The 23,656-nt window shown below is 54.4% G+C and carries 24 protein-coding genes and 5 tRNA genes; 10 read left to right on the top strand and 19 right to left on the bottom strand.

Annotated features, from left to right (window positions below; translation table 11 throughout):
• Positions 1-22: 22 nt before the first annotated feature.
• The 18 genes from luxS to mltB all read right to left on the bottom strand — a co-directional run bounded on the left by luxS (position 23) and on the right by mltB (position 13,592).
• Entirely contained in the window at positions 23-538 is a 516-nt protein-coding gene (luxS, locus tag JGF26_RS11345) for an S-ribosylhomocysteine lyase (protein WP_008499539.1), read from the bottom strand.
• Between the two features lie 153 nt (positions 539-691).
• Complete coding sequence (gshA, locus tag JGF26_RS11340; RefSeq protein ID WP_049006036.1) at positions 692-2,236, bottom strand: glutamate--cysteine ligase; 1,545 nt, start codon at positions 2,234-2,236, stop codon at positions 692-694.
• An 83-nt stretch (positions 2,237-2,319) separates the two neighbouring features.
• A complete protein-coding gene (locus JGF26_RS11335; RefSeq protein WP_008499541.1) occupies positions 2,320-2,748 on the bottom strand; it encodes a YqaA family protein in 429 nt (142 codons plus the stop codon).
• The gene (gene yqaB, locus JGF26_RS11330) at positions 2,745-3,311 is read right to left on the bottom strand and encodes a fructose-1-phosphate/6-phosphogluconate phosphatase (RefSeq protein WP_049006038.1); all 567 of its coding nucleotides are present in this window, start codon (positions 3,309-3,311) and stop codon (positions 2,745-2,747) included. The genes JGF26_RS11335 and yqaB overlap by 4 nt, the downstream gene beginning before the upstream one ends.
• A 117-nt stretch (positions 3,312-3,428) precedes the next feature.
• Positions 3,429-3,505, bottom strand: a tRNA-Arg gene (locus JGF26_RS11325).
• A gap of 29 nt (positions 3,506-3,534) precedes the next feature.
• A tRNA-Arg gene (locus JGF26_RS11320) sits at positions 3,535-3,611 on the bottom strand.
• A 29-nt stretch (positions 3,612-3,640) separates the two neighbouring features.
• Positions 3,641-3,717, bottom strand: a tRNA-Arg gene (locus JGF26_RS11315).
• Between the two features lie 64 nt (positions 3,718-3,781).
• Positions 3,782-3,858: transfer RNA gene (locus tag JGF26_RS11310), tRNA-Arg, on the bottom strand.
• 4 nt (positions 3,859-3,862) lie between these two features.
• Positions 3,863-3,955, bottom strand: a tRNA-Ser gene (locus tag JGF26_RS11305).
• Between the two features lie 342 nt (positions 3,956-4,297).
• Positions 4,298-4,483 (bottom strand): carbon storage regulator CsrA, encoded by a 186-nt coding sequence (gene csrA, locus JGF26_RS11300; RefSeq protein ID WP_000906486.1) that lies wholly within the window; start codon positions 4,481-4,483, stop codon positions 4,298-4,300.
• A 241-nt stretch (positions 4,484-4,724) separates the two neighbouring features.
• Positions 4,725-7,352, bottom strand: coding sequence for an alanine--tRNA ligase (gene alaS, locus JGF26_RS11295; protein WP_108091013.1), 2,628 nt, complete (start codon positions 7,350-7,352; stop codon positions 4,725-4,727).
• 131 nt (positions 7,353-7,483) lie between these two features.
• Positions 7,484-7,984 (bottom strand): recombination regulator RecX, encoded by a 501-nt coding sequence (gene recX, locus JGF26_RS11290; RefSeq protein WP_134707850.1) that lies wholly within the window; start codon positions 7,982-7,984, stop codon positions 7,484-7,486.
• 67 nt (positions 7,985-8,051) lie between these two features.
• Positions 8,052-9,110 carry a recombinase RecA gene (gene recA / locus JGF26_RS11285; protein ID WP_028016810.1) on the bottom strand — a complete coding sequence of 353 codons (1,059 nt, stop codon included), beginning with the start codon at positions 9,108-9,110 and terminating at the stop codon, positions 8,052-8,054.
• An 89-nt stretch (positions 9,111-9,199) separates the two neighbouring features.
• Positions 9,200-9,697, bottom strand: a complete 498-nt coding sequence (gene pncC / locus JGF26_RS11280) for a nicotinamide-nucleotide amidase (RefSeq protein WP_049006085.1) — start codon at positions 9,695-9,697, stop codon at positions 9,200-9,202.
• A gap of 131 nt (positions 9,698-9,828) precedes the next feature.
• Positions 9,829-10,707: a metal ABC transporter substrate-binding protein gene (locus tag JGF26_RS11275; protein WP_028016812.1), complete on the bottom strand. Its 879-nt coding sequence runs from the start codon at positions 10,705-10,707 to the stop codon at positions 9,829-9,831.
• A 14-nt stretch (positions 10,708-10,721) separates the two neighbouring features.
• Positions 10,722-11,582: a metal ABC transporter permease gene (locus tag JGF26_RS11270; protein WP_134707851.1), complete on the bottom strand. Its 861-nt coding sequence runs from the start codon at positions 11,580-11,582 to the stop codon at positions 10,722-10,724.
• Positions 11,579-12,232 (bottom strand): ATP-binding cassette domain-containing protein, encoded by a 654-nt coding sequence (locus JGF26_RS11265; protein ID WP_028016814.1) that lies wholly within the window; start codon positions 12,230-12,232, stop codon positions 11,579-11,581. Before JGF26_RS11265 ends, JGF26_RS11270 begins: the two co-directional genes overlap by 4 nt.
• 259 nt (positions 12,233-12,491) lie before the next feature.
• Positions 12,492-13,592, bottom strand: a complete 1,101-nt coding sequence (gene mltB, locus JGF26_RS11260; protein WP_203250366.1) for a lytic murein transglycosylase B — start codon at positions 13,590-13,592, stop codon at positions 12,492-12,494.
• A 252-nt stretch (positions 13,593-13,844) separates the two neighbouring features.
• Between mltB and srlA the strand changes: the two genes are divergently transcribed.
• The 10 genes from srlA (at position 13,845) to JGF26_RS11210 (ending at position 22,660) form a co-directional block, all read left to right on the top strand.
• Positions 13,845-14,408 (top strand): PTS glucitol/sorbitol transporter subunit IIC, encoded by a 564-nt coding sequence (gene srlA / locus JGF26_RS11255; protein WP_028016816.1) that lies wholly within the window; start codon positions 13,845-13,847, stop codon positions 14,406-14,408.
• Positions 14,405-15,364 (top strand): PTS glucitol/sorbitol transporter subunit IIB, encoded by a 960-nt coding sequence (locus tag JGF26_RS11250; protein WP_028016817.1) that lies wholly within the window; start codon positions 14,405-14,407, stop codon positions 15,362-15,364. The genes srlA and JGF26_RS11250 overlap by 4 nt, the downstream gene beginning before the upstream one ends.
• Before the next feature lie 12 nt (positions 15,365-15,376).
• Entirely contained in the window at positions 15,377-15,739 is a 363-nt protein-coding gene (gene srlB, locus JGF26_RS11245; protein WP_049006091.1) for a PTS glucitol/sorbitol transporter subunit IIA, read from the top strand.
• A 14-nt stretch (positions 15,740-15,753) separates the two neighbouring features.
• On the top strand, positions 15,754-16,533 hold the full coding sequence (srlD, locus tag JGF26_RS11240; protein WP_023294411.1) for a sorbitol-6-phosphate dehydrogenase: 780 nt from the start codon (positions 15,754-15,756) through the stop codon (positions 16,531-16,533).
• Between the two features lie 67 nt (positions 16,534-16,600).
• Positions 16,601-16,960, top strand: a complete 360-nt coding sequence (gene gutM / locus JGF26_RS11235) for a transcriptional regulator GutM (protein WP_049006093.1) — start codon at positions 16,601-16,603, stop codon at positions 16,958-16,960.
• 63 nt (positions 16,961-17,023) lie between these two features.
• The gene (locus tag JGF26_RS11230; protein WP_028016820.1) at positions 17,024-17,797 is read left to right on the top strand and encodes a DNA-binding transcriptional repressor; all 774 of its coding nucleotides are present in this window, start codon (positions 17,024-17,026) and stop codon (positions 17,795-17,797) included.
• Positions 17,790-18,755: an arabinose-5-phosphate isomerase GutQ gene (gutQ, locus tag JGF26_RS11225; RefSeq protein WP_134707853.1), complete on the top strand. Its 966-nt coding sequence runs from the start codon at positions 17,790-17,792 to the stop codon at positions 18,753-18,755. Before JGF26_RS11230 ends, gutQ begins: the two co-directional genes overlap by 8 nt.
• 238 nt (positions 18,756-18,993) lie before the next feature.
• Entirely contained in the window at positions 18,994-19,152 is a 159-nt protein-coding gene (locus JGF26_RS11220; protein WP_164881322.1) for a hypothetical protein, read from the top strand.
• A gap of 221 nt (positions 19,153-19,373) precedes the next feature.
• Positions 19,374-20,864, top strand: a complete 1,491-nt coding sequence (gene nagE, locus JGF26_RS11215; RefSeq protein ID WP_134707854.1) for an N-acetylglucosamine-specific PTS transporter subunit IIBC — start codon at positions 19,374-19,376, stop codon at positions 20,862-20,864.
• 131 nt (positions 20,865-20,995) lie between these two features.
• Positions 20,996-22,660, top strand: a complete 1,665-nt coding sequence (locus JGF26_RS11210) for an SgrR family transcriptional regulator (protein WP_134707855.1) — start codon at positions 20,996-20,998, stop codon at positions 22,658-22,660.
• Here JGF26_RS11210 and JGF26_RS11205 read toward each other — a convergent pair.
• A complete protein-coding gene (locus JGF26_RS11205; RefSeq protein WP_108091020.1) occupies positions 22,633-23,655 on the bottom strand; it encodes a HoxN/HupN/NixA family nickel/cobalt transporter in 1,023 nt (340 codons plus the stop codon). The genes JGF26_RS11210 and JGF26_RS11205 overlap by 28 nt on opposite strands.
• Position 23,656 lies beyond the last annotated feature (1 nt).

Genomic DNA, 23,656 nt, shown 5'->3' with positions numbered 1-23,656 from the left:
TATGGGAGAGGGAAAAGGTGCACTAGATGTGCAGTTCCTGCAGTTTTTCTTTCGGCAGAGCCAGCTCTTCATTGCTGTTCACGCGAACATCACGCTCAATGATGTGACGCGCAATTTCCTGTGCTTCTTCCAGGGAGTGCATCTGGTAAGTACCACACTGGTAAACGTTCAGCTCAGGGATTTGGTTCTGCTCTTTCACCTTCAGCACGTCTTCCATGGCTGCTTTCCAGGCATCTGCGACGCGTTTCTCTTCCGGCTGACCAATCAGGCTCATGTAAAAACCAGTACGGCAGCCCATCGGAGAGATATCAATGATCTCAACGCCGTTGCCGTTCAGGTGGTCACGCATAAAACCAGCGAACAGATGCTCCAGAGTGTGAATACCTTTCTCTGGCATCACTTCTTTATTTGGCACGCAGAAACGCAGATCGAAGACGGTGATCGTGTCGCCGTGCGGGGTGTGCATGGTCTTCGCCACGCGAACTGCAGGTGCTTCCATACGGGTATGGTCGACAGTAAAGCTATCTAATAACGGCATACGTCACCTCCGATAGTGATTTTTTTTAAAATAAACTGAACTCTTCTACAGAATGCGCGTCTGAGTATATGAAAGACGCGCATTTGTTATCATCATCCCTGAATTCAGAGATGTATATTTTGGCCACAGCGATGTGGCCTTTTTCTTTTCTGCTTAAGCCTGCTTCGCCAGAAACGCCTCAAACGACTCGGTATCCGCCGCTTCAACCTCTTTCTGACGCACAATAGATGCATCGCGTTCTGCTACAAAATCCGCTTCGCTCAGCACTTCTAACGGCTCCTGCATCAGCATCTCACGGTATTCTGCTCCGAGTGAACGCCCCGTGCCACCAATACCTTGATCAATCATTGAACGCAGAATGCGTGCTGAGAACGTCAGTTCCGGATTATCAAAACATTCCACCAGCTGGTCGCAGATATGTTGATATGCGTCGCCACCGTCGATGCTGTCCATTGTCCGGGCAACACGTTTAAGATCACGGAACAGATCTTTACCGACTTTCGTCAGCGGGAACTGTGCTGTTTCGCAGCCAATGCCCAGCGTCAGACCCGGTTTACGGCCTTCCAGAATTACGCGGTTCCAGTTTGTACGGGTACAAAGCAGCTCGTCTGAACTCATTTCAGGCGCATCCGCCAGAACGCACCAGACCATAAACAGATCCAGGAAGCGAATCTGCTGCTCATCAACACCAATCGGTGAGAACGGGTTGATATCCAGCGAGCGCACTTCAATGTATTCGATCCCGCCGCGCTGCAGCGCGTCCGACGGTGTTTCACCGCTGCGCGTCACGCGCTTAGGACGAATTGGCGCGTACAGTTCATTCTCAATCTGCAGCACATTGCTGTTGATTTGCAGGCGCTTGCCGTCTTTCTCAAGGCCGATTTTCTCGTACTCTTCCGACGGGGTTTTGATCGCCCGCTTCAATCCTGCCACATATTCGTGCAATTCGTTAAACGTAATACCGAGATTGCTTTGCGATTTATTGGTATAACCAAGATCGCTCAGGCGCAAGGAAGTCGCGTACGGCAGATAGTACATCCCGCACTCGGTTTTCTCGAACGGCAGCGTAGTCGGTTTCCCCTGCAGGAACGATGAGCAAATGGCAGGCGACGCACCAAACAGGTACGGAATCACCCAGCCGAAACGATAATAGTTGCGGATCAGGCGGAAGTAGCCCGCAGAGATCGCGTCCTTATCCGTTTCATCACATTTCGCCTGCCAGAACGCCATGGGCAAAGAGAAGTTGTAATGCACACCAGAGATGGTCTGCATTAACGCGCCATAGCGGTTTTTCAGTCCCTCACGATAGAGCGTTTTGAGCCGGCCAATATTTGATGTGCCATATTGAGCCAGCTCGATCTCCTGACCTTGCTCGATATAACACGGCATGCTGAGGGGCCACATACGCTCATCGCCCAGATTGCGCGCGGTATAGCGATGAATGTCGCGCAAGATCGTCAGCATATGATCAATATCACCCTCTACCGGAGTGATGAACTCCAGCAGCGCTTCAGCGAAATCGGTTGTGATCCATTTATGTGTCAGCGCCGAGCCTAACGCCTTCGGGTGACCCGTCGTCGCTAAACTGCCGTCCGCGTTTACGCGTAGCGTTTCACGCTCAAGACCACGCTGAATACCCTTCAATGCCTGAGGGTGGTTTTCCAGCCAGGCCAGCGCCTGAGATACGTCCGGGATCAAATTGACCTCCCGCCTGTCAAAGTAATGTTACTCAGCATAATTGTAATGGTTGACGATTGAAGGTCGCGTATTCATTCCACCAATTAGTGCCACCACGTCATACCCTGCAGAGTTGCCCATGCCACGAGGACATATCGCAACGCCTTGCCAAGGCACAAAAAAAAGAGCACTGGTCCCCAGGAGATGCGCATCCATCCCGCCAGCAGACACAGTAAATCACCTATTACAGGCATCCAGCTTAATAACAGCGTGGCAGCGCCATAGCGTTTTAGCCAGCCGACTGCCTTTTCCTGCCAGCGCGATTTTTCGCGCAGCGGAAAGAAACGCCCAAGAATAACGTTAGTCAGCCCTCCAAGGCTATTACCCATTGTTGCTATTAACACAAGCAACCAGGGCTGACTCACGCCGGACAACAGCATCGCCACCAGCACCACTTCCGAATTGCCCGGTAAGAGCGTGGCGCTTAAAAAACTGCTGGCGAATAATGAAGCAAGCGACAGCGCGTCACTCACAGTAAGCGCACATCCACCGCGGCCATGCCAGCATCACGTGCGGCCTGAATACCGAAATCAGCATCTTCAAACACGACGCATTTTGCCGCCGGTACACCCATTAATTCTGCGCAGAGCAGGAAGGTATCTGGTGCGGGCTTGTGATTTTTAACATGATCGGCGGCAACCACGGCAGAAAAATAGTGGCGCAGGCCAAGATGATTGAGCAAAGCCTCTGCAATAGCGCTTTCGCTGCCCGTCCCCACCGACATCGGGCGACGTCCGTGCCACGCTTTCACGACATCAATCAGCGGCAGCGGGCGTACGGTATCTAAAAGCATGGCTTTTACTGCATCGGTTTTTTCACGGGCGAGCAGGTGCGGGTCGAGATCGGCCTGATTCATTTCAATCACGGCCTGTGCAATACGCCAGGTTGGGGATCCGTTAAGGGCAATCATCGCCTGAAGGTCGAAACGCATACCGTAGCGGCCCAGGACGTCAGTCCACGCTTGACGATGCGTAGGTTCGGTATCAAGGAGGGTGCCGTCCATATCGAAGATCAGACCGTCATACTGTGCGTACATCGTGCTCTCGCTAAACGATTAACAAAGCATTACTTTATCGTAAAAGGTGATTTTTGTCGCTGACTGAGAGTGTGATTGCTGACGGAACGTCGAAGGAATAAACAAAGAAGGAGAATATGGTGCATCCGGGAGGATTCGAACCTCCGACCGCTCGGTTCGTAGCCGAGTACTCTATCCAGCTGAGCTACGGATGCATCGGGAAATGCTTTCAGAAACAGTAAAATGGTGCATCCGGGAGGATTCGAACCTCCGACCGCTCGGTTCGTAGCCGAGTACTCTATCCAGCTGAGCTACGGATGCATCAGGGTACTGCTTTCAGAAATAGTAAATGGTGCATCCGGGAGGATTCGAACCTCCGACCGCTCGGTTCGTAGCCGAGTACTCTATCCAGCTGAGCTACGGATGCATCGGGATTTACTATTGTACTACTCGATATTCATATCACTTCGAAAGCAATATGAAGTAATAGATGGTGCATCCGGGAGGATTCGAACCTCCGACCGCTCGGTTCGTAGCCGAGTACTCTATCCAGCTGAGCTACGGATGCAAAATGGCGGTGAGGCGGGGATTCGAACCCCGGATGCAGCTTTTGACCGCATACTCCCTTAGCAGGGGAGCGCCTTCAGCCTCTCGGCCACCTCACCACACAACGCCTCTTTCGAGTGCTTCGAGTAACTCGTTAAGAGCTTCTCGTCGCTGCGTGGCGCATATATTACTTTCTGGGACTTATAAGTCAAACAATTTTCCAAAAGCTTTTATCGTTTGCACAAATCACACGCAATTCGCATGTAAAAGCTGCAAAGAGGGTGTTTTATAAGCGGATTTTGCAGGCATCTTCACAGAAAACCTATGCAGAAATGGTGGCGTCAGGACGAGTTAAGAGTAACGGAGTGGTTAAAAAGAGAGCAACTGAAATTAAACGGTAACTTTGGGCAGGAAAAATGACAGGAGGGTTGCGTCTCGCCCGACAGCGAGACGCGACAATATCAGTAACTGGACTGCTGGGATTTTTCAGCCTGGATACGCTGGTAGATCTCTTCACGGTGGACAGATACTTCTTTAGGAGCGTTAACACCAATACGTACCTGGTTACCCTTTACCCCTAAAACTGTCACGGTGACCTCATCCCCAATCATGAGGGTCTCACCAACTCGACGAGTCAGAATCAGCATTCTTTGCTCCTTGAAAGATTAAAAGAGTCGGGTCTCTTGTATCCCGGCATTATCCATCATATAACGCCAAAAAGTAAGCGATGACAAACACGTAAAGTGTAAGCAGTCACGGCATCACATTCTGTTAAACGTAAGTTTAGCCGATATACACAAACTCAACCTGACTTTATCGTTATCGATAGCACAGTGAACAAGACGCCATAACGTTACCGCTATGGCGTCTGCTTGTGCTTTGTAATTATTACAGTTTCGCGCTTACCCAGCTTTCAACGCTGGCCAAAGCTTGCGGAAGTGCCGCCGCATCCGTACCACCGGCTTGCGCCATGTCTGGACGACCACCACCCTTGCCGCCCACCTGCTGGGCAACCATACCAATCAGTTCCCCTGCTTTTACGCGGTCAGTCACATCCTTAGAGACCCCCGCAATCAGAGAAACCTTACCTTCTGCCACTGTCGCCAGCACGATAACGGTAGAACCAAGCTGGTTCTTGAGATCGTCGACCATAGTACGCAGCATCTTAGGCTCAACGCCCGCCAGATCGCTGACCAGCAGTTTGACGCCCTTAATGTCTACAGCTTTGCTGGAGAGGTTTGCACTCTCCTGCGCCGCAGCCTGCTCTTTCAGCTGCTGCAGCTCTTTTTCCAGCTGACGCGTGCGATCCAGCGCAACGCGCACTTTCTCGCCCAGGTTCTGGCTATCGCCTTTAAGCAGCTGTGCGATGTCGTGCAGCTGATCGCTCTGCGCATGCAGGCTGGCAATAGCACCTTCACCGGTCACCGCTTCGATACGACGCACGCCTGCCGCCGTACCCGACTCGGAAACAATGCGGAACAGGCCGATGTCACCAGTGCGCGATGCGTGAGTACCACCGCACAGTTCAGTCGAGAAGTCGCCCATGCTCAGCACGCGAACACGCTCGTCATATTTCTCACCAAACAGCGCCATCGCACCTTTTTTCTTCGCATCCTCAAGATCCATGATGTGGGTCTCGATTGGCAGGTTACGACGGATCTGCGCGTTCACCAGATCTTCCACCGCGCGGATTTCAGACGGTTTCATCGCTTCAAAATGCGAGAAGTCGAAACGCAGCACTTTGTCGTTAACCAGAGAACCTTTCTGTGCAACGTGGGTACCGAGTACGTCGCGCAGGGCAGCATGCATCAGGTGAGTTGCAGAGTGGTTCAGACGAATGCGCGCGCGGCGAGCTTCATCCACGTTAGCCTGTACGCCCTCACCCACTTTCAGAGAACCGGAAACCAGTTTGCCCTGATGGCCAATCGCCTGGCCGTATTTCTGGGTGTCGCTTACGCTGAAGCTGAAACCATTGCCTTTCAGTTCGCCTTTATCGCCAACCTGACCACCGGATTCCGCGTAGAACGGCGTTTTGTCCAGAATGACAACCGCATCCTGACCTGCGCTGATGCTGTCTACGGCTTTACCGTCAACAAACAGGGCGGTCACTTTGCCGGTCAGTTCCAGCGCTTCATAACCTTTGAATTCAGACGCGCTGTCAACGCGGATCATCGCGTTGTAGTCTGCACCGAAACCGCTGGACTCACGCGCACGACGACGCTGCTCTTCCATCGCGGCTTCGAAGCCCGCTTCGTCAACTTTGATGTTGCGCTCGCGACAAACGTCCGCCGTCAGGTCAACCGGGAAACCGTAGGTGTCGTACAGGCGGAAAGCGGTTTCGCCGTCCAGCGTGTCACCCTTAAGTTTTGCCAGCTCTTCGTCCAGCAGCGCCAGACCGCGCTCCAGCGTACGGGCAAACTGCTCTTCTTCGGTTTTCAGAACCTGCTCTACCTGCGCCTGCTGGCGTTTCAGCTCATCACCGGCAGCACCCATCACGCCAATCAGTGGCCCAACGAGCTTATAGAAGAAGGTGTCCTTCGCGCCCAGCATGTTGCCGTGACGGATAGCACGACGAATGATACGACGCAGCACGTAGCCACGGTTTTCATTCGACGGGATAACGCCGTCGGCAATCAGGAACGCACAGGAACGAATGTGGTCCGCGATAACGCGCAGGGATTTGTTGTTCAGGTCGGTCGCGCCGGTCACTTCCGCAACGGCTTTGATCAGGGTGCTGAACAGGTCAATCTCGTAGTTGGAGTTAACGTGCTGCAGAACCGCGGCAATACGCTCCAGCCCCATACCGGTATCAACGGAAGGCTTCGGCAGCGGTTCCATGGTACCGTCGGCCTGACGGTTGAACTGCATAAAGACGATGTTCCAGATCTCAATGTAGCGATCGCCATCTTCTTCCGGACTGCCTGGAGGGCCACCCCAGATGTGGTCGCCATGATCGTAGAAGATCTCGGTGCACGGACCGCAAGGACCGGTGTCACCCATCTGCCAGAAGTTGTCAGACGCGTAAGGTGCACCTTTGTTATCACCGATGCGAATAATACGTTCGCGCGGGATACCGACTTCTTTTTCCCAGATTTCGTAGGCTTCGTCATCGGTTTCATAGACGGTAACCCACAGACGCTCTTTCGGCAGGTTGAACCAGTTTTCACCGGTCAGCAGTTCCCACGCATATTGAATGGCATCGTGTTTGAAATAGTCGCCGAAGCTGAAGTTGCCCAGCATTTCGAAGAACGTATGGTGACGTGCGGTGTAACCGACGTTTTCCAGGTCGTTGTGTTTACCGCCCGCACGTACGCAACGCTGTGACGTTGTGGCACGGGAATAATTACGCTTGTCGAGACCAAGGAACACATCCTTGAACTGGTTCATCCCGGCGTTGGTAAACAGTAAAGTCGGGTCGTTATTTGGTACCAGGGAGCTGCTGGCAACAACCTGGTGTCCCTTACTATGGAAAAAATCGAGAAACGCCTGACGGATCTCAGCGGTGCTCTTGCTCATAATTATCCTGAAATCAAGCTAACGAAATGTCGTAGCAAGCCTGTACCTGTAAACAGTTGGACAGACCAGCTACTGGAAAAAGTGGGAATAAGATAAGTTTTCTTTAGTGGGAAGTAAAATCCCGCATGCGTTCAATCGGCAAAATTACGCCAGATATCCTGAATATCTTCCATCAGGAAGCCACGGTAGAGCAAAAAGCGTTGGATTTTCACTTTTTCTGAAAAATCACGCGGCAGGGGTTCACCGTATTTCCGAATCGCCTGTTCTTTTGCCAGCTCGCACCAGTCGGTCTCGCATTCTCGCATGGCTTTTTCAATGGACTCGCGGGCTACTCCTTTCTGGTTCAGCTCCTGACGTATGCGCGCGGGGCCGTATCCTTTCCGACCACGGCTGGCGAGAAACCGGGAAGCGAAGCGCTCATCATCCAGATAGTGATGCTCGTAGCACCAGGCAATCACGCGTTCATAATCTTCCGCCGTGGCATCAATCTCTTCCGGGCCATTTTTGCTCATTACGGGAGCCGACAGTTTTCGCCGCAACTCTTGCTCACTGTGATCACGAACAGCAAGGATACGTACTGCCCGGTCCAGTAAGCGCGCGTACGCGGGTCGACGTGGGGTAGGTTCACTCATAAAAAACCTGCTGGTTCAGAAATGCAAAAAGGGCCGCATCAGCAGCCCTTCGTCTTTATACGAAGCATTAAAAATCTTCGTTGGTTTCTTCAGCATCCACGCTATCAACTGCGAAGTCGGGTGTGGAGTCCTGGTTGTTCAGCAGAAGCTCACGCACTTTCTTCTCAATTTCTTTCGCCGCAGCCGGGTTCTCTTTCAGCCAGGAGATCGCATTTGCTTTGCCCTGACCAATTTTGTCACCGTTATAGCTATACCAGGCGCCCGCTTTTTCAATCAGCTTCTCTTTCACGCCCAGGTCAACCAGCTCACCGAAGAAGTTAATCCCTTCACCGTAGAGGATCTGGAATTCAGCCTGTTTAAACGGCGCGGCAATTTTGTTCTTCACAACCTTCACGCGGGTTTCGCTTCCGACGACGTTCTCACCCTCTTTTACCGCACCGATACGGCGGATATCAAGACGGACAGACGCGTAGAATTTCAGCGCGTTACCACCGGTGGTGGTTTCCGGGTTACCGAACATTACACCAATTTTCATACGGATCTGGTTAATGAAGATCAGCAGCGTATTGGACTGTTTCAGGTTACCGGCCAGCTTACGCATTGCCTGGCTCATCATACGTGCCGCGAGGCCCATGTGAGAGTCACCGATTTCGCCTTCGATTTCGGCTTTTGGCGTCAGTGCGGCAACGGAGTCGACCACGATAACGTCAACAGCACCAGAACGCGCCAGCGCGTCACAAATTTCCAGCGCCTGTTCACCGGTGTCCGGCTGAGAACAGAGCAGGTTGTCGATATCAACACCCAGTTTGCGAGCATAAACAGGGTCCAGCGCGTGCTCAGCATCGATAAATGCACAGGTTTTACCTTCACGCTGTGCCGCAGCGATAACCTGCAGCGTCAGCGTCGTTTTACCTGAGGACTCTGGTCCGTAGATTTCTACGATACGGCCCATCGGCAGACCGCCAGCGCCCAGTGCGATATCCAGAGAAAGCGAACCGGTGGAGATGGTTTCCACGTCCATGGAACGGTCTTCACCCAGGCGCATGATGGAGCCTTTACCGAATTGCTTTTCGATCTGGCCCAGTGCTGCCGCCAACGCTTTCTGTTTGTTTTCGTCGATAGCCATTATTACTCCTGTCATGCCGGGAGAAGCAACGCTGCTTCACCGTGGATTTCTGTTCTGTTGGTGCAATTATACTGTATGGTCATACAGTATCAAGTATTTTGTAGAAATTGTTGCCAGAGCGTTTTTAACGCATATTCCGTTGCCTGACGGCGCACGCTTTCGCGATCGCCGCTAAAACACTCCCGGCGGGTGATCCCTTCACCTTTGGACGTGGCAAAACCAAACCAGACTGTGCCAACAGGCTTCACGTCGCTGCCGCCATCCGGGCCTGCGATACCGCTGATTGAAATGGCGTAATCCGCACGCGCCTCTTTGAGCGCACCAATTGCCATCTCAATCACCACCGGTTCGCTGACCGCGCCATGCTGTTCCAGCGTGGATTCACGCACGCCAATCATTTGCGCTTTAGCCTCGTTACTGTAGGTCACAAAGCCACGTTCAAACCAGGCGGAACTACCGGCGATATCAGTAATCACTTTCGCCACCCAGCCGCCAGTACAGGACTCTGCAGTGGTGATTGTCGCACCACGTTGCTTAAGCGCCAGCCCAACTATCTCGCTAAGCTGCATCAATTCATGGTCAGTCATTCTCGCTCCAGGCATCAGAAAAACGTGCAGCACAAGATAGCACTTTCTCGTCAGATATGGGGATGCGCTTCAGGTTTTACGAGGGGGCTTCAGAAAAAAGCCGATGCGGGCGCACCGGCCATTAGAGAATGTTATTTCATGCTGTCGGCGAGGGTATTCACATTGTGACGAAACGCCTTCACGTAGGTGTCTGCCACTCCGCCTTTTGCCGACAGGGCTTCCGGATAAAGTTCACCACCCGGCTGAGCGCCCGTGGCTGACGCAATCTGTTTAACCAGACGCGGGTCGAGCTGGTTTTCCATAAACCAGGTTTTCACGCCGTCCGCTTTAATCTGATTAATAATCTCAGCAACCTGCGCCGCACTGGCTTCGCTCTCTGACGACAGCCCCTGTGGCGCCATAAACGTGACGCCATAGGCCCTGCTGAAATAACCGAAAGCGTCATGACTGGTCAGTACGTTACGCTTCGCCTGTGGGATCTGGCTAAAGCGGGTTTTGGCCCAGTTATCCAGTTGAGTCAGTTGCGCGATATACGGCTTCCCTGAGGCCTCCAGTGCTGCTTTGTCTTCTGGATCGGCTTTTACCAGCCCGTTCAAAATATTTTGCGCATACAGCGCCCCGTTCGCCGCACTGTTCCACGCGTGAGGATCGGTCACGGTCTTTCCATCTTCCTCAAGCGTGTGGGTTTTCACCCCGGTTGAAGCGACGACCAGTTGGCCTTTAAATCCGGAGGCTTTCACCAGACGATCAAGCCAGCCCTCCAGCCCCAGGCCGTTCACCACCACCACATCGGCCTTGCTCAGCGCCGCGCTGTCTTTCGGCGACGGCTCGAAGGTATGCGGATCGCCGTCCGGCCCCACCAGCGTCGTCACCTTCACATGGTCACCGCCCACCTCCTGGGTGATATCCCCCAATATTGAAAAACTCGTGACCACATTAAGTGTTTTCGCCATCACGCCGTGCGACATCATCCCCAGCGCGAGCGCCACTGCTAATCCTGTACGTTTCATCGTTTCCCCTTGCGTTAAAAAAACACACGCAGGCTGCCAGCGAGCTGGCTTCGCGTGCCAAATAAAATAGAAATAAAGAAAAGTGCGCTGGCGGTGAGCACAATAGACGGCCCCGCAGGCAGGCTCACAGCCCAGGAAAGGCTTAACCCGAACCATGCACAGAAAATACCGCTCATCCCTGCCATCAGAAGTAATCCAGGTAGGGTGCGTACCCAGCATCGCGCGGCCACGGCGGGTAACATCATCAACCCGACGGCCATCAGCGTGCCAAGCACCTGAAAGCCCGCCACCAGGTTAAGCACCAGCAGCGCCAGAAACAGGCCATGCAACAGACCGGGTAACCAACGGGCATTCACCTGCAGCCACGCCGTATCAAACGCCTCTGTCACCAGCCCGCGATAAAAGACAGCCAGTACGATTAACGTGAAGATACAAACCCCAGCCACAAACAGTGCGGCATCGTTGTCCACGGCGAGAATAGAACCAAACAGCAAATGCAGCAGATCGACATTCGACCCACGCAGCGACACCAGCGTGACGCCTAATGCCAGCGATCCCAGATAGAACCCGGCAAAGCTGGCATCTTCTTTTAGCGGCGTGCGTCGGCTAACCAACCCGGCCACCAGCGCAACGGCAATCCCGGCGATAAAACCGCCGATACTCATCGCCAGCAATGACATGCCGCTGAGCAAATATCCCACTGCGACACCCGGCAAAATGGCATGAGAAAGGGCATCCCCCATCAGGCTCATCCTGCGTAGCTGAAGAAAAACCCCGAGCGCCGTGGTGCTGACCGACAGCGCCAGGCAAACCACCAGTGCACGACGCATAAAGCCGTACTCGATAAACGGCTGGAAAAAGAGCTGCCAAATCATGCCACCCTCACCCGCTCGGTTTTCCATTGGGGAACGTCAGCATCCAGCCGTAATGTCTGCGGGAAATGGCGCGAGACGCGTTCACTGTCGTGGAGTACCGCTAACAAGGTTTGTCCCTGCATATACATCTCCAGCATCAAATCCATCAGCACGTTGCAGGTGGCTTCATCGACGCCGGTAAAGGGCTCGTCAAGCATTACCAGCGGCGCCTGCTGTACCAGGACACGGGCAAAAAGCATGCGCTGAAACTGGCCGCCGGAGAGCTCATCTATGGTGGATAGCGCCATGGATTCCAGCCCGACTCGCTCAATCGCACCGGCAATCCGCAAGCGTGTTTCACGACGAAAGCCGGATAAAAGCGAAATGCCCGGCCAGCACCCCATACTGACGACATCCTGCACGGTCAACGGAAATTGCGCTTCCAGCGCGTGGCGTTGTGCCAGCCAGCCAATCACCGGGCGCTTTTCCTGCCAGCGCATACTCCCGCCCACGGGAGCGATAAACCCTGCGAGCGTTTTCAGGAGCGTCGATTTCCCGCAGCCGTTAGCGCCCACGATTGCGGTCATACTCCCGCGTTCAATGACGCCGGATAACGGCCGCGTGACGGGCTGACGTTCATAACCTGCGGTCAGTTCATTCATTACGATCATGGCAGCGCTACCGCCCAGCTCACCGCCAGGCTGAGAAACACAATAATGGCCAGCGCCAGCAGAAGGCGAACTGGCGCAGAGAGCGAAAAAAGGGAAATTGACATCTCGACACCCGAAATAATGTTATAACATAACAATAATGAAAGGTATTGACGTTGTAAATGGTGTGTTTGAAAAGGGAGTGTGGCGAAATGTTTCAGCGAAAAATAGGGGACCATCTTCAGCCCTCTCCACCAGGGAGAGGGCTGAATAAGACGAGTTACTGACTAAACGGCGACGCTGCAGGCACACGCGCCTGCGATACCGCCAGCCCCAGTTGCCACACGGCCATCGCATAGTGGGTGCTGTGGTTATAGCGGGTGATGGTGTAGAAGTTCGGCAGACCGTACCAGTACTGGTAACCGGTACCGATATCCAGACGCAGCAGGCTTGCCTGTTGCGCATTGCCCAGCGGCTGCGTTGGCGTTAAGCCTGCTGCTGCCAGCTGCGAAATGCTGTAGTTGGTTTTGAAGCCGTTTTCCAGCCCCGGCGCCTGGCCGTTAGCCTGCACCGCCACCTGGCCGCCCGGCACCCAGCCGTGCGCTTTGAAGTAGTTCGCCACGCTGCCAATGGCATCCACCGGATCCCACAGGTTGATGTGACCATCGCCGTTAAAGTCGACGGCGTATTGTTTATAGGAGGACGGCATAAACTGGCCATAACCCATCGCACCGGCAAACGAACCTTTCAGATCGAGCGGATCATCTTGCTCATTACGCGCCATCAGCAGGAAGGTTTCCAGCTCGGAAGAGAAATATTCGGCACGGCGCGGGTAGCTAAAGGACAGTGTCGCCAGCGCATCCAGGATGCGGGTTTTGCCCATCACGCGGCCCCAGCGGGTTTCCACGCCGATAATCCCGACGATAATTTCCGGCGGCACGCCGTAGACCTGCCACGCACGGTTCAGCGCATCCTCATACTGATTCCAGAACACGACGCCATTCTGCACGTTGTCCGGGGTAATAAACTGTTTGCGATAGCGCAACCATGCGCCATTTGGCCCGCTCGGCGCCTGGGCCGTCGGTGCCTGTCTGTCCATCAGGCGCAATACGTAATCAAGACGCTTCGCCTGAGATAAAATTTCGTGCAGTTGTTGCCTGTCAAAGCCGTGTTTGCTCACCATTTTATCAATGAACTGCTCGGCCGCCGGGTTATTCGCGAAGTCGCCGCCCATCTGCATCATATTGTGCTGCGGCTCCAGCAGGAATCCTCCGGAAGGCGCGCCTGCCGTTTGCTGAACGGTTTCGGTCTTAGGTTTGCTACTACAGGCAGACAGCAGAATAAGCGCAGGTAACAACGCTGCATAACGACGCTTGAACATGAGACATCCATTTAACGGGTTCGATAAGAGCTCAGTATGGTAAAGCATCCGCAACACCTCAAGGAAGCAGTACGCACCTCCCCCACGCAAATCCTCGCTTTTTTCCACCGAAAATCATTGACCCCATCAATAAACTTTCAAAATAATACATTTTTCTTTCATTGTGAGATCTAACTAACACTTTAAAACCTTTCAAGGTGATTATTATTAGCCCGGCCAGACAAAAACAAAAAAGCCCCACAGGAGAGAAGAATGATAGAAACCATCACCCACGGCGCCGAGTGGTTCATCGGGCTGTTTCAGAAAGGCGGAGAAGTGTTCACCGGCATGGTGACCGGGATCCTGCCCCTGCTGATCAGCCTGCTGGTGATCATGAACGCGCTGATCAACTTTATCGGCCAGCAGCGCATTGAACGCTTCGCTCAGCGTTGCGCGGGTAACCCACTGTCCCGCTACCTGGTATTACCCTGTATCGGTACCTTCGTTTTCTGCAACCCGATGACCTTAAGCCTCGGGCGTTTTATGCCAGAAAAGTACAAACCAAGTTACTACGCAGCGGCCTCCTACAGCTGCCATTCGATGAACGGTCTGTTCCCGCACATCAACCCCGGCGAGCTGTTTGTCTATCTCGGGATAGCCAGCGGCCTTACCACCCTTGGTCTGCCACTCGGACCACTGGCGGTGAGCTATCTGCTGGTTGGCCTCGTCACCAACTTCTTCCGCGGCTGGGTGACGGACCTCACCACCGCCATTTTCGAGAAAAAAATGGGCATCCAGCTTGAACAGAAAGTCCATCTTTCAGGAGCCACAGCATGAACCGGATCCGCATTGAGAAAGGCACGGGCGGCTGGGGCGGCCCGCTGGAGTTCGACGCAACAGAAGGCAAAAAGATCGTCTACATCACCGCAGGCACACGCCCGGCGATCGTTGACAAACTACGCGAGCTGACCGGCTGGGAAGCGGTTGACGGCTTTAAAGAGGGCGAGCCACCGGAAGCGGAAATCGGCGTGGCGGTGATCGACTGCGGCGGCACGCTGCGCTGCGGCATCTATCCTAAGCGTCGCATTCCGACGGTGAATATTCACTCCACCGGCAAGTCAGGCCCGCTGGCGCAATACATCCTGGAAGACATTTATGTGTCGGGCGTGAAAGAGGACAACATCACTCTGGTGAATGGCTCCCCTGCCCCACAAAAAGCCACACCGCGTGATTACGACACCAGCAAAAAAATCACCGAACAGAGCGATGGTCTGTTGGCAAAAGTCGGCATGGGCATGGGGTCCGCCGTGGCGGTGCTGTTCCAGTCCGGGCGCGACACTATTGATACCGTGCTGAAAACCATTCTGCCATTTATGGCATTCGTCTCGGCGCTGATCGGCATCATCATGGCCTCCGGTCTGGGTGACTGGATTGCCCACGGACTCGCCCCGCTCGCCAGCCATCCGCTTGGGCTGGTCACACTGGCGCTGATCTGCTCCTTCCCGCTGCTGTCGCCGTTTCTCGGCCCTGGGGCGGTGATTGCTCAGGTCATCGGCGTGCTGATTGGTGTGCAAATTGGTCTGGGTAATATTCCCCCGCACCTTGCTCTGCCCGCCCTGTTTGCCATTAACGCCCAGGCGGCATGCGACTTCATTCCCGTTGGGTTGTCGCTAGCCGAAGCGCGCCAGGACACCGTGCGCGTGGGCGTGCCGTCCGTGCTGGTAAGCCGCTTCCTGACGGGCGCGCCGACGGTGCTGATTGCCTGGTTTGTCTCTGGCTTTATTTATCAATAAGAGGTTCTTGTTATGACCGTGATTTACCAAACCACCATTACCCGCATCGGCCAGAGCGCGGCGGAGGCACTGAGCGACCAGATGTTGATTACCTTCCGCGAAGGTGCCCCGGCGGATATCGAAGAGTTTTGCTTTATCCACTGCCATGGCGTGCTGAACGGTGAACTCAAGCCCGGCAGCCAGCTGGAGCTGGGTGAAACGCGTTATGCCGTGACCGCCGTCGGTGAGGTAGCCGAACAAAACCTGCGCGAGCTGGGCCATATCACCCTGCGTTTTGACGGCCAGCCGCAGGCGGAATACCCCGGCACGGTTCACGTCGATGGCCCGGTTCCACAGGCTGTTACCCCAGGCTGTACATTAAAATTTGTTGCGTAATTAAGGAGAATCACATGAGTCAGGTTGCCGTTGTCATTGGTGGGGGACAAACGTTAGGTGAGTTCCTCTGCCGTGGGCTTGCCGCAGAGGGTTACCGCGTGGCGGTAGTGGATATTCAGAGTGAAAAAGCTGCCCGCGTGGCGGATACCATCAACACCGAGTTTGGCGAAGGGATGGCATACGGGTTTGGCGCCGATGCCACCAGCGAGCAGAGCGTAATGGCGCTTGCCCGCGGTGTGGACGAGATTTTTGGCCGTACCGACCTGCTGGTTTACAGCGCGGGAATTGCAAAAGCGGCCTTTATCAGCGATTTCGAACTGGGGGATTTTGACCGCTCGCTGCAGGTGAACCTGGTGGGTTATTTCCTCTGCGCCCGCGAGTTTTCCCGCCTGATGATCCGCGACGGCATTCAGGGGCGCATTATTCAGATTAACTCGAAATCCGGCAAAGTGGGCAGCAAGCACAACTCCGGCTACAGCGCGGCGAAGTTTGGCGGCGTCGGGCTGACGCAGTCTCTGGCGCTGGATCTGGCCGAATACGGCATTACCGTTCACTCGCTGATGCTGGGCAACCTGCTGAAATCGCCGATGTTCCAGTCCCTGCTGCCGCAGTATGCCACCAAGCTCGGCATCAAAGCTGAAGAAGTGGAACAATATTACATTGATAAAGTGCCTCTCAAGCGCGGATGCGACTATCAGGACGTGCTGAATATGCTGCTGTTTTACGCCAGTCCAAAAGCTTCGTACTGCACCGGGCAGTCAATTAACGTCACCGGTGGGCAGGTGATGTTCTGATCGAGCAGGCTGATGCCCTCACCCTAACCCTCTCCCTGTGGGAGAGGGAACACAACAAGGAGCCGATATGGTCACAGCACTCATCACCGTCGCCGCCCTCGCCTGGTTCTGCCAGATGGCTTTCGGCGGCTGGCAGATCCATCAGTTTAACCGCGCCTTTGATGCGCTGTGTCAGAAAGGCCGCGTGGGCGTCGGGCGTTCTGGTGGACGTTTCAAACCACGCGTGGTGGTTGCCGTTGCGCTGGACGAAGATGATAAGGTCTGCGATTCCCTCATTATGCGCGGCATGACCGTTTTCGCCCGCCCGGCGAAAATCCAGGCGATTAACGGACTGTCGTTGCAGGAATTGCAGCCTGATGTGATCTTTCCCCATGATCCACTCTGTCAGAATGCACTATCATTAGCGCTTAATCTGAAACATGGATAATTTCGTTGTGAAAGCTATAGACTTGCGAAATTATCATTTCGCAACCTAAGGAACGAAGCGCCTATGAAACCTCGTCAGCGGCAGGCCGCCATTCTCGAGCATCTGCAAAAGCAGGGAAAATGCTCGGTAGACGATCTGGCCCACTACTTTGACACCACCGGCACGACAATACGCAAAGACCTGGTATTGCTCGAAAACTCTGGCGCCGTCATTCGGACTTACGGCGGTGTGGTGCTCAATAAGGATGAAGCCGACCCGCCTATCGATCACAAAACGCTGATCAACACCCACCAGAAGGCGCTGATTGCCGAAGCGGCGGTGAAATTTATCCACGATGGCGATTCCATCATTCTTGACGCAGGCAGTACCGTGTTGCAAATGATCCCGCTACTCAGTCGCTTTAACAACATCACGGTGATGACCAACAGCCTGCATATCGTCAACGCCCTCTCTGAATTCGATAGCGAGCAAACCATTCTGATGCCGGGTGGCACCTTCCGTAAGAAATCGGCGTCATTCCACGGCCAGCTGGCAGAGAACGCCTTCGACCACTTCAGCTTTGATAAACTCTTTATGGGCACCGACGGCATCGACCTGAACGCGGGCGTGACCACCTTCAACGAGGTGTTCAGCGTCAGCAAAGCCATGTGCAATGCCGCGCGGGAAGTGATTCTGATGGCAGATTCATCGAAGTTTGGCCGTAAAAGCCCCAATATCGTTTGCAGCCTGGAAAGCGTCGACAAACTGATTACCGACGCAGGTATCGACCCGGCGTTCAAAAAAGCGCTGGAAGAGAAAGGCATCGACGTGATCGTAACCGGAGAGAAAGATGAGTGATTTTCTGTTAAACGCTGGCCGCCAGACCCTGATGCTGGAGCTACAGGAAGCCAGCCGCCTGCCCGAACGGTTGGGCGAGGATTTTGTTCGCGCGGCCAACACCATTATTCAGTGCGAAGGTAAGGTGATTGTCTCCGGAATAGGTAAGTCGGGTCACATCGGTAAGAAAATTGCGGCGACGCTTGCCAGCACCGGTACTCCGGCCTTCTTCGTTCATCCGGCAGAAGCACTTCACGGCGATCTGGGGATGATCGAAAGCCGCGATGTGATGCTGTTTATTTCCTACTCCGGTTCGGCCAAAGAGCTGGATCTCATCATTCCGCGCCTGCAGGAAAAAACGGTCGCTCTGCTGGCGATGACCGGCAAATCCCGTTCGCCGCTGGCGCTGGCAGCCAAGGCCACGCTGGATATTTCCGTTGAGCGTGAAGCCTGTCCGATGCACCTCGCCCCCACATCCAGCACCGTTAATACGCTGATGATGGGCGACGCGCTGGCGATGGCGGTGATGCAGGCGCGCGGCTTTAACGAAGAAGATTTCGCCCGTTCGCATCCGGCGGGTGCGCTCGGCGCACACCTGCTCAACAAGGTTCATCACCTGATGCGCATCGACGATGCCATCCCACAGGTCAAACTCGATACCAGCGTGATGGACGCGATGCTGGAACTGAGCCGTACCGGAATGGGATTGGTCGCCGTGTGTGACAGCGACAGCTTTGTTAAAGGTGTATTTACCGACGGCGATCTGCGTCGCTGGCTGGTCGGCGGCGGCAAGCTGGAATCGCCGGTTTCTGAAGCGATGACCCAGGGCGGGCTGACGTTGAACGCCGACAGCCGCGCCATTGAGGCCAAAGAGGTTCTGATGAAACGTAAAATCACCGCCGCGCCGGTGGTGGATGACAGCGGCAAGCTGTGCGGCGCCATCAACCTGCAGGATTTCTATCAGGCTGGAATTATCTAATCTTTGAGCCCAGGACACTTCGCCAGCCGGTGCAGGTTGGCGAAGTTCAAAAGTCTAAACGCTTTTTTTTACGCAATTTATTCATAAAGTAAATACAAATAAGATAAATCATCGCCATCAATCCTTTATTTATTATTCCCATCAATACTTAAAACCGGAACACCTGAAAAACATTGCCCTGTTTTATTCCCTAATAACAATCTACCCTGATCACACATTAACGCGAAAGGGGTATTTCATGGCACATTTCACCGAAGAGCTTAACTATCTCGCTCACTATTTTAAGCAGGTCAGAAAAGCAGAGCACATTTTATTTCGCTGGCTATGGTTGAGTCCTGAAGCTCGTATCGAGCGCCTGCGGGAGCTGATGATTCCGGTAAGCAAACGTGATAACTGAAGGTCTGGCGGCGCTTCTCCTTCAGTAAATGTGTGAAGCGCCACCAGCAAAAACCGGAACAAATAATAGAATGCATCATTGTTTATTTCAGGAATGACTCACCTGAGGAATATAATAAAAATTAATTTATATCGCATCACATTTTTATCTCCCCTGCTTCCACATTAAAATAAAAGCTGTTATTTTCCGATGTGAATTAAGTCTTTTTGGAATCCTCTCTCATGAATGCATTTAGTTATCTTCAACGTCTGGGTAAAGCCCTGATGTTGCCTATCGCCACCTTACCGGTTGCAGCCATATTATTACGCCTCGGCCAGCCTGACGTATTTAATATTCCGTTTATTGCCAGTGCCGGTGGCGGGATCTTCGACAGCCTGCCGCTGTTGTTTGCTCTGGGTATCGCCATTGGTCTGGCAAAAGACAATGCAGGTGCTGCAGCCCTCGCGGGTGCTGTCGGCTTTCTGGTCCTCACCAAAGCCACAGCGGTGATTAACGCCTCCATTAACATGTCCTTCTTTGCCGGGATTATTGCGGGTGTGGTGGCCGGTCACTGCTATAACCGCTTCTCCAATACTAAACTGCCGGATTTCCTTGCGTTCTTTGCTGGTAAACGTCTGGTGCCCATCATGACCGGGTTAATTTGTCTGTTCATCGCATGGATTTGCGGCTACGTCTGGCCTTCCGTGCAGCACGGTATTGATACCTTCAGTTTGCTGGTGTCCCGTAGCGGTGAGCCCGGCTGGTTTATTTACGGTGTCCTTAACCGCGCGTTAATTCCTTTCGGCCTGCACTACATACTGCATTCCGTCTTCTGGTTCAGCCTCGGTGACTGTCTGAAAGTGACTTACGATGCTGCCAGCGCGGTACATAACATCTGTCTCGCGCCGGACGTGGTGAAAGGTCTGGTCGTTGGCAGCGCGGTGCCAGGTATTGACGGATCCAGCATCACGCAGATTGCCACCGACTTTACCCGGGGCGATCTTAACCGCTTCTTCGCCGGTGACCCGCATGCGGGGGTCTACATGGCCTGGGCATATCCGATCTTTATGGGCGGTCTTCCGGGTGCAGCACTGGCGATGTATTTCGCCGCGCCAAAAGCACGTCGCTCAGCCGTCGGCGGGATGCTGCTCTCTGTCGCCCTGACCGCCTTCCTGACGGGCATTACCGAGCCAATTGAGTTCTCCTTCCTGTTCCTCGCTCCAGCCCTGTATGCCCTGCATGCGGTACTTGCTGGTGTGAGTATGGTAATCGCCAACAGCCTCGGCGTGCTGCATGGCTTTGGTTTTTCCGCCGGGCTTATCGACTTCGTCCTGAACTGGGGTCTTGCCACGAAGCCGTGGCTCCTGATCCCTCTGATTGCTCTGTTCTTCGCGATCTACTTTGTGGTATTCACGTTCGCGATTCGCTTCTTCAAGCTGAAAACGCCGGGTCGCGAAGACGACGACACGGTAACGGGTGATTCTGACGATCAAAGCGAGGCGATTGCCCAATACATCGCAGCATTGGGTGGCAAAGATAACCTGAAGATTGTCGATGCCTGTATAACTCGCCTGCGCTTAACGCTTACAGATAACAGCGTGCTGGATGAACCGGCGCTGAAATCACTGGGGGCGAAAGGCATTCTGAAAATGGGTACGCAGAACGCGCAGGTGATTCTGGGCCCACAGGCCGAAAGCATCGCGCTGAAGATCCGGGCGCAGATCGAAGCCTGACGCTGCACAATCCTGTTCCCTCTCTCACCGGAGAGGGAATAAAACCGGAACACTTTATATATCCCACCCTTATTTATTCCGCAAAACACCCTACACTCTCACCATTCTCCTTTTGTTACCGGTACGCCGTCATGCGCCAGCTTCAGAAAATCCGACAGTATCAACGGCTTTATCAGCACTACGGCACAGAGCCAAAGCCCACGACCATCGCGGAAGTGGCCGGTGTCGCGTTATGCAGTGAGCGCCATGCACGCACATTGCTGCGCCAGCTTACGCAAAGCGGATGGTTAAGCTGGCAGGCGCAACCAGGACGTGGGCATCGTGCCATCCTGTATTGCCTGACGACCACCAGCGAACTGAGCGCACCGCTGATGCATGCCTGCCTGGAAAAAGGGGACTACCAGAGCGCGTTGCAGCTGGCCGATGGCGACCCGGCTAGCCTGCATCACATCATTACTCCGTTTTTAGGGGGTAAATGGCTTAAACACCAGCCGACGCTCCGTATTCCATGGTATCGCCCGCTCACCTCGCTTCATCCCGCTCTCCAGCGTCGCCGTGCCGAACAGCATATTATCTGCGCGGTTCACGCTGGGTTGACGCGTTACCTCCCCGGCCACCCGCAACCGGTGGCCGATTTAGCCCATCACTGGGAGAGCAGTGACGACAAACTTCACTGGCGCTTTTACCTGCGTAGCGGTGCGCACTGGCATAACGGACAAGCGATCAGTGATGAAGATATTCTCGGCGCGCTGCACCAGTTGTTGGCCGATCCCGCACGTAATACGGGGCTAACTCACGTGAGCAAAGTGATACTTATCGCACCGTGGTGTCTGGAAATCACGCTTAACGCGCCAGACGCCATGCTGGCGCATCGTCTCGCGCATCATGTTTGCCGTTTGCCACATCCGCAACAACCGAATGTGGGTGCTGGCCCCTTTGCAATTGCTCATCATCACTCGCACTATCTGCGCCTTGAGCGTCAGCCGTGGTACTTTGCGACACATCCCCTGCTGCATGCAATTGAGTTCTGGCGAACCCGCGCCGGAACAGAAAAACCGGCATGGATAACCGTTGGTAAAGGAGAAAACGCCCAGGAGTCCATCACCACCACCAGCGGTGGGTTTTCCTGGCTGATGGTGAATGCCCGGTTACCACAACCGCTGGCCGCCTGGTTACGCCAGGAAATCCAGCATCTTAACCAGCAGTTCATCCGCCGGGATGATGTTGAAACCCGTACGGAAATACTGCCCGGGATCACGACACCCGCGTATCCTGAAGCGCCTGACGTGACGCTTCCACCAGCCCTTTCACTGGTCTGCTATCACACGCCGGTGCTGTGCGATCTCGCCGGCATGCTGCAAACTCGCCTGAAAAAGCGTGGCTGCGACGTCACGATTCACTGGAAAGATCGCGAAGAGTGGCATGCGCCTGACGCGCTGGCGCAAGCGGATATCTTACTGGGGGATTATCTTGCCGGTGAAGTACCGGTCTTTGCGCTGGCAGAGTGGTTTACTGAAGAACCCGCGTGGATCGCCGCGCTGGGTGAGAGCGCGTGGCAAAACGCAAAGCAGACGCTGATGGCGTATTGCGAAAGTGAGGAAACGCTAAGAGCACACTTGCCCGCCTTCTTTCATCGCCTGCTTGAAAGCGGCGCCTGTACGCCGCTTTTCCACTACCGCTATCGCATCAACACGATGGAAAATGTGCAGAACATTGTGCTGACTGCCAGCGGCTGGCTTGATTTCACCCGCGCCTGGCTACCGCCGGCTCAGGAGCGCACGACCAGCGCATCGTAGCCGCGCCAGCGGTAGTTGACCATGGAGATCAGCCAGCAGGCGACAAACAGCCCGACCACCACAAATCCGGCGTTGCCCAGGTTGTCGTTTACCGCGCCAATCACATCCCAGACGCCACCGCTGAGGGCGAATTTATCCATCAGCAGACCCAGCGCTTCCAGCCCGCCAATAAACAGCGCCACCACCACAGATGTCCCGGTAATGGTCATGTTGTAGTAGAGCTTACGTTGCGGTTTGTTAAACGCCCATCCGTAAGCACCGACCATCAACAAATTGTCGAGGGTATCGACCAGCGCCATACCGCTGGCGAAGAGCGCCGGGAAGATCATGATTGACCACACCGACATCCCGTGAGAGGCGCTGGCGGCAGAAATGCCCAACACGCCAATTTCGGTGGCAGTGTCAAACCCCAGACCAAACAGGAATCCGACCAGGTACATCTGCCAGCTTTTGTTGACCAGCCGGAAGGTTGCGCCAAATAACCAGTTCATGACGCCGCCCTGTGCAGGTAACTCTACTTCACTGCTTGTCGCGCGCCCCTTTTTCAGCGCCTGAAAACTGCGCCAGACGCCGCGTAAAATCACCATATTGACCAGCGCCATCGCCAGCAGGAAAGTCGCGGAAACGGCTGTTCCAATCAGACTCCCTGTCTCGTGAAACCATGCCATATTTTTCTGAAACGCCGTAGCGGTGGCAGCAATGGCAATGGAGGCCAGCACCACGATGGTGGAATGACCCAGCGAGAACCAGGCCCCTACGCCGGATGGGCGTTTGCCCTGCTGCATCATCTTACGCGTGACGGTATCAATAGCCGCAATGTGGTCGGCATCCACCGCATGGCGAAGTCCGTAACACCAGGCAAGCAGGCTTGCCGCCATCAACGCCGTGCTGCCGCTGAAGGTTTGCCATGCCCATCCCCAGGCCAGCAGGTTTGCCATTACCAGAGCCAGCAGCAGAAGCGCGGCACGAGGTTCATTGCGTAAGAGTCGTAACATT

The organism is Enterobacter sp. E1, from assembly GCF_016809815.1.
Taxonomy (GTDB): domain Bacteria; phylum Pseudomonadota; class Gammaproteobacteria; order Enterobacterales; family Enterobacteriaceae; genus Enterobacter; species Enterobacter adelaidei.
This window is presented reverse-complemented; position numbering and strand designations above follow the sequence as displayed.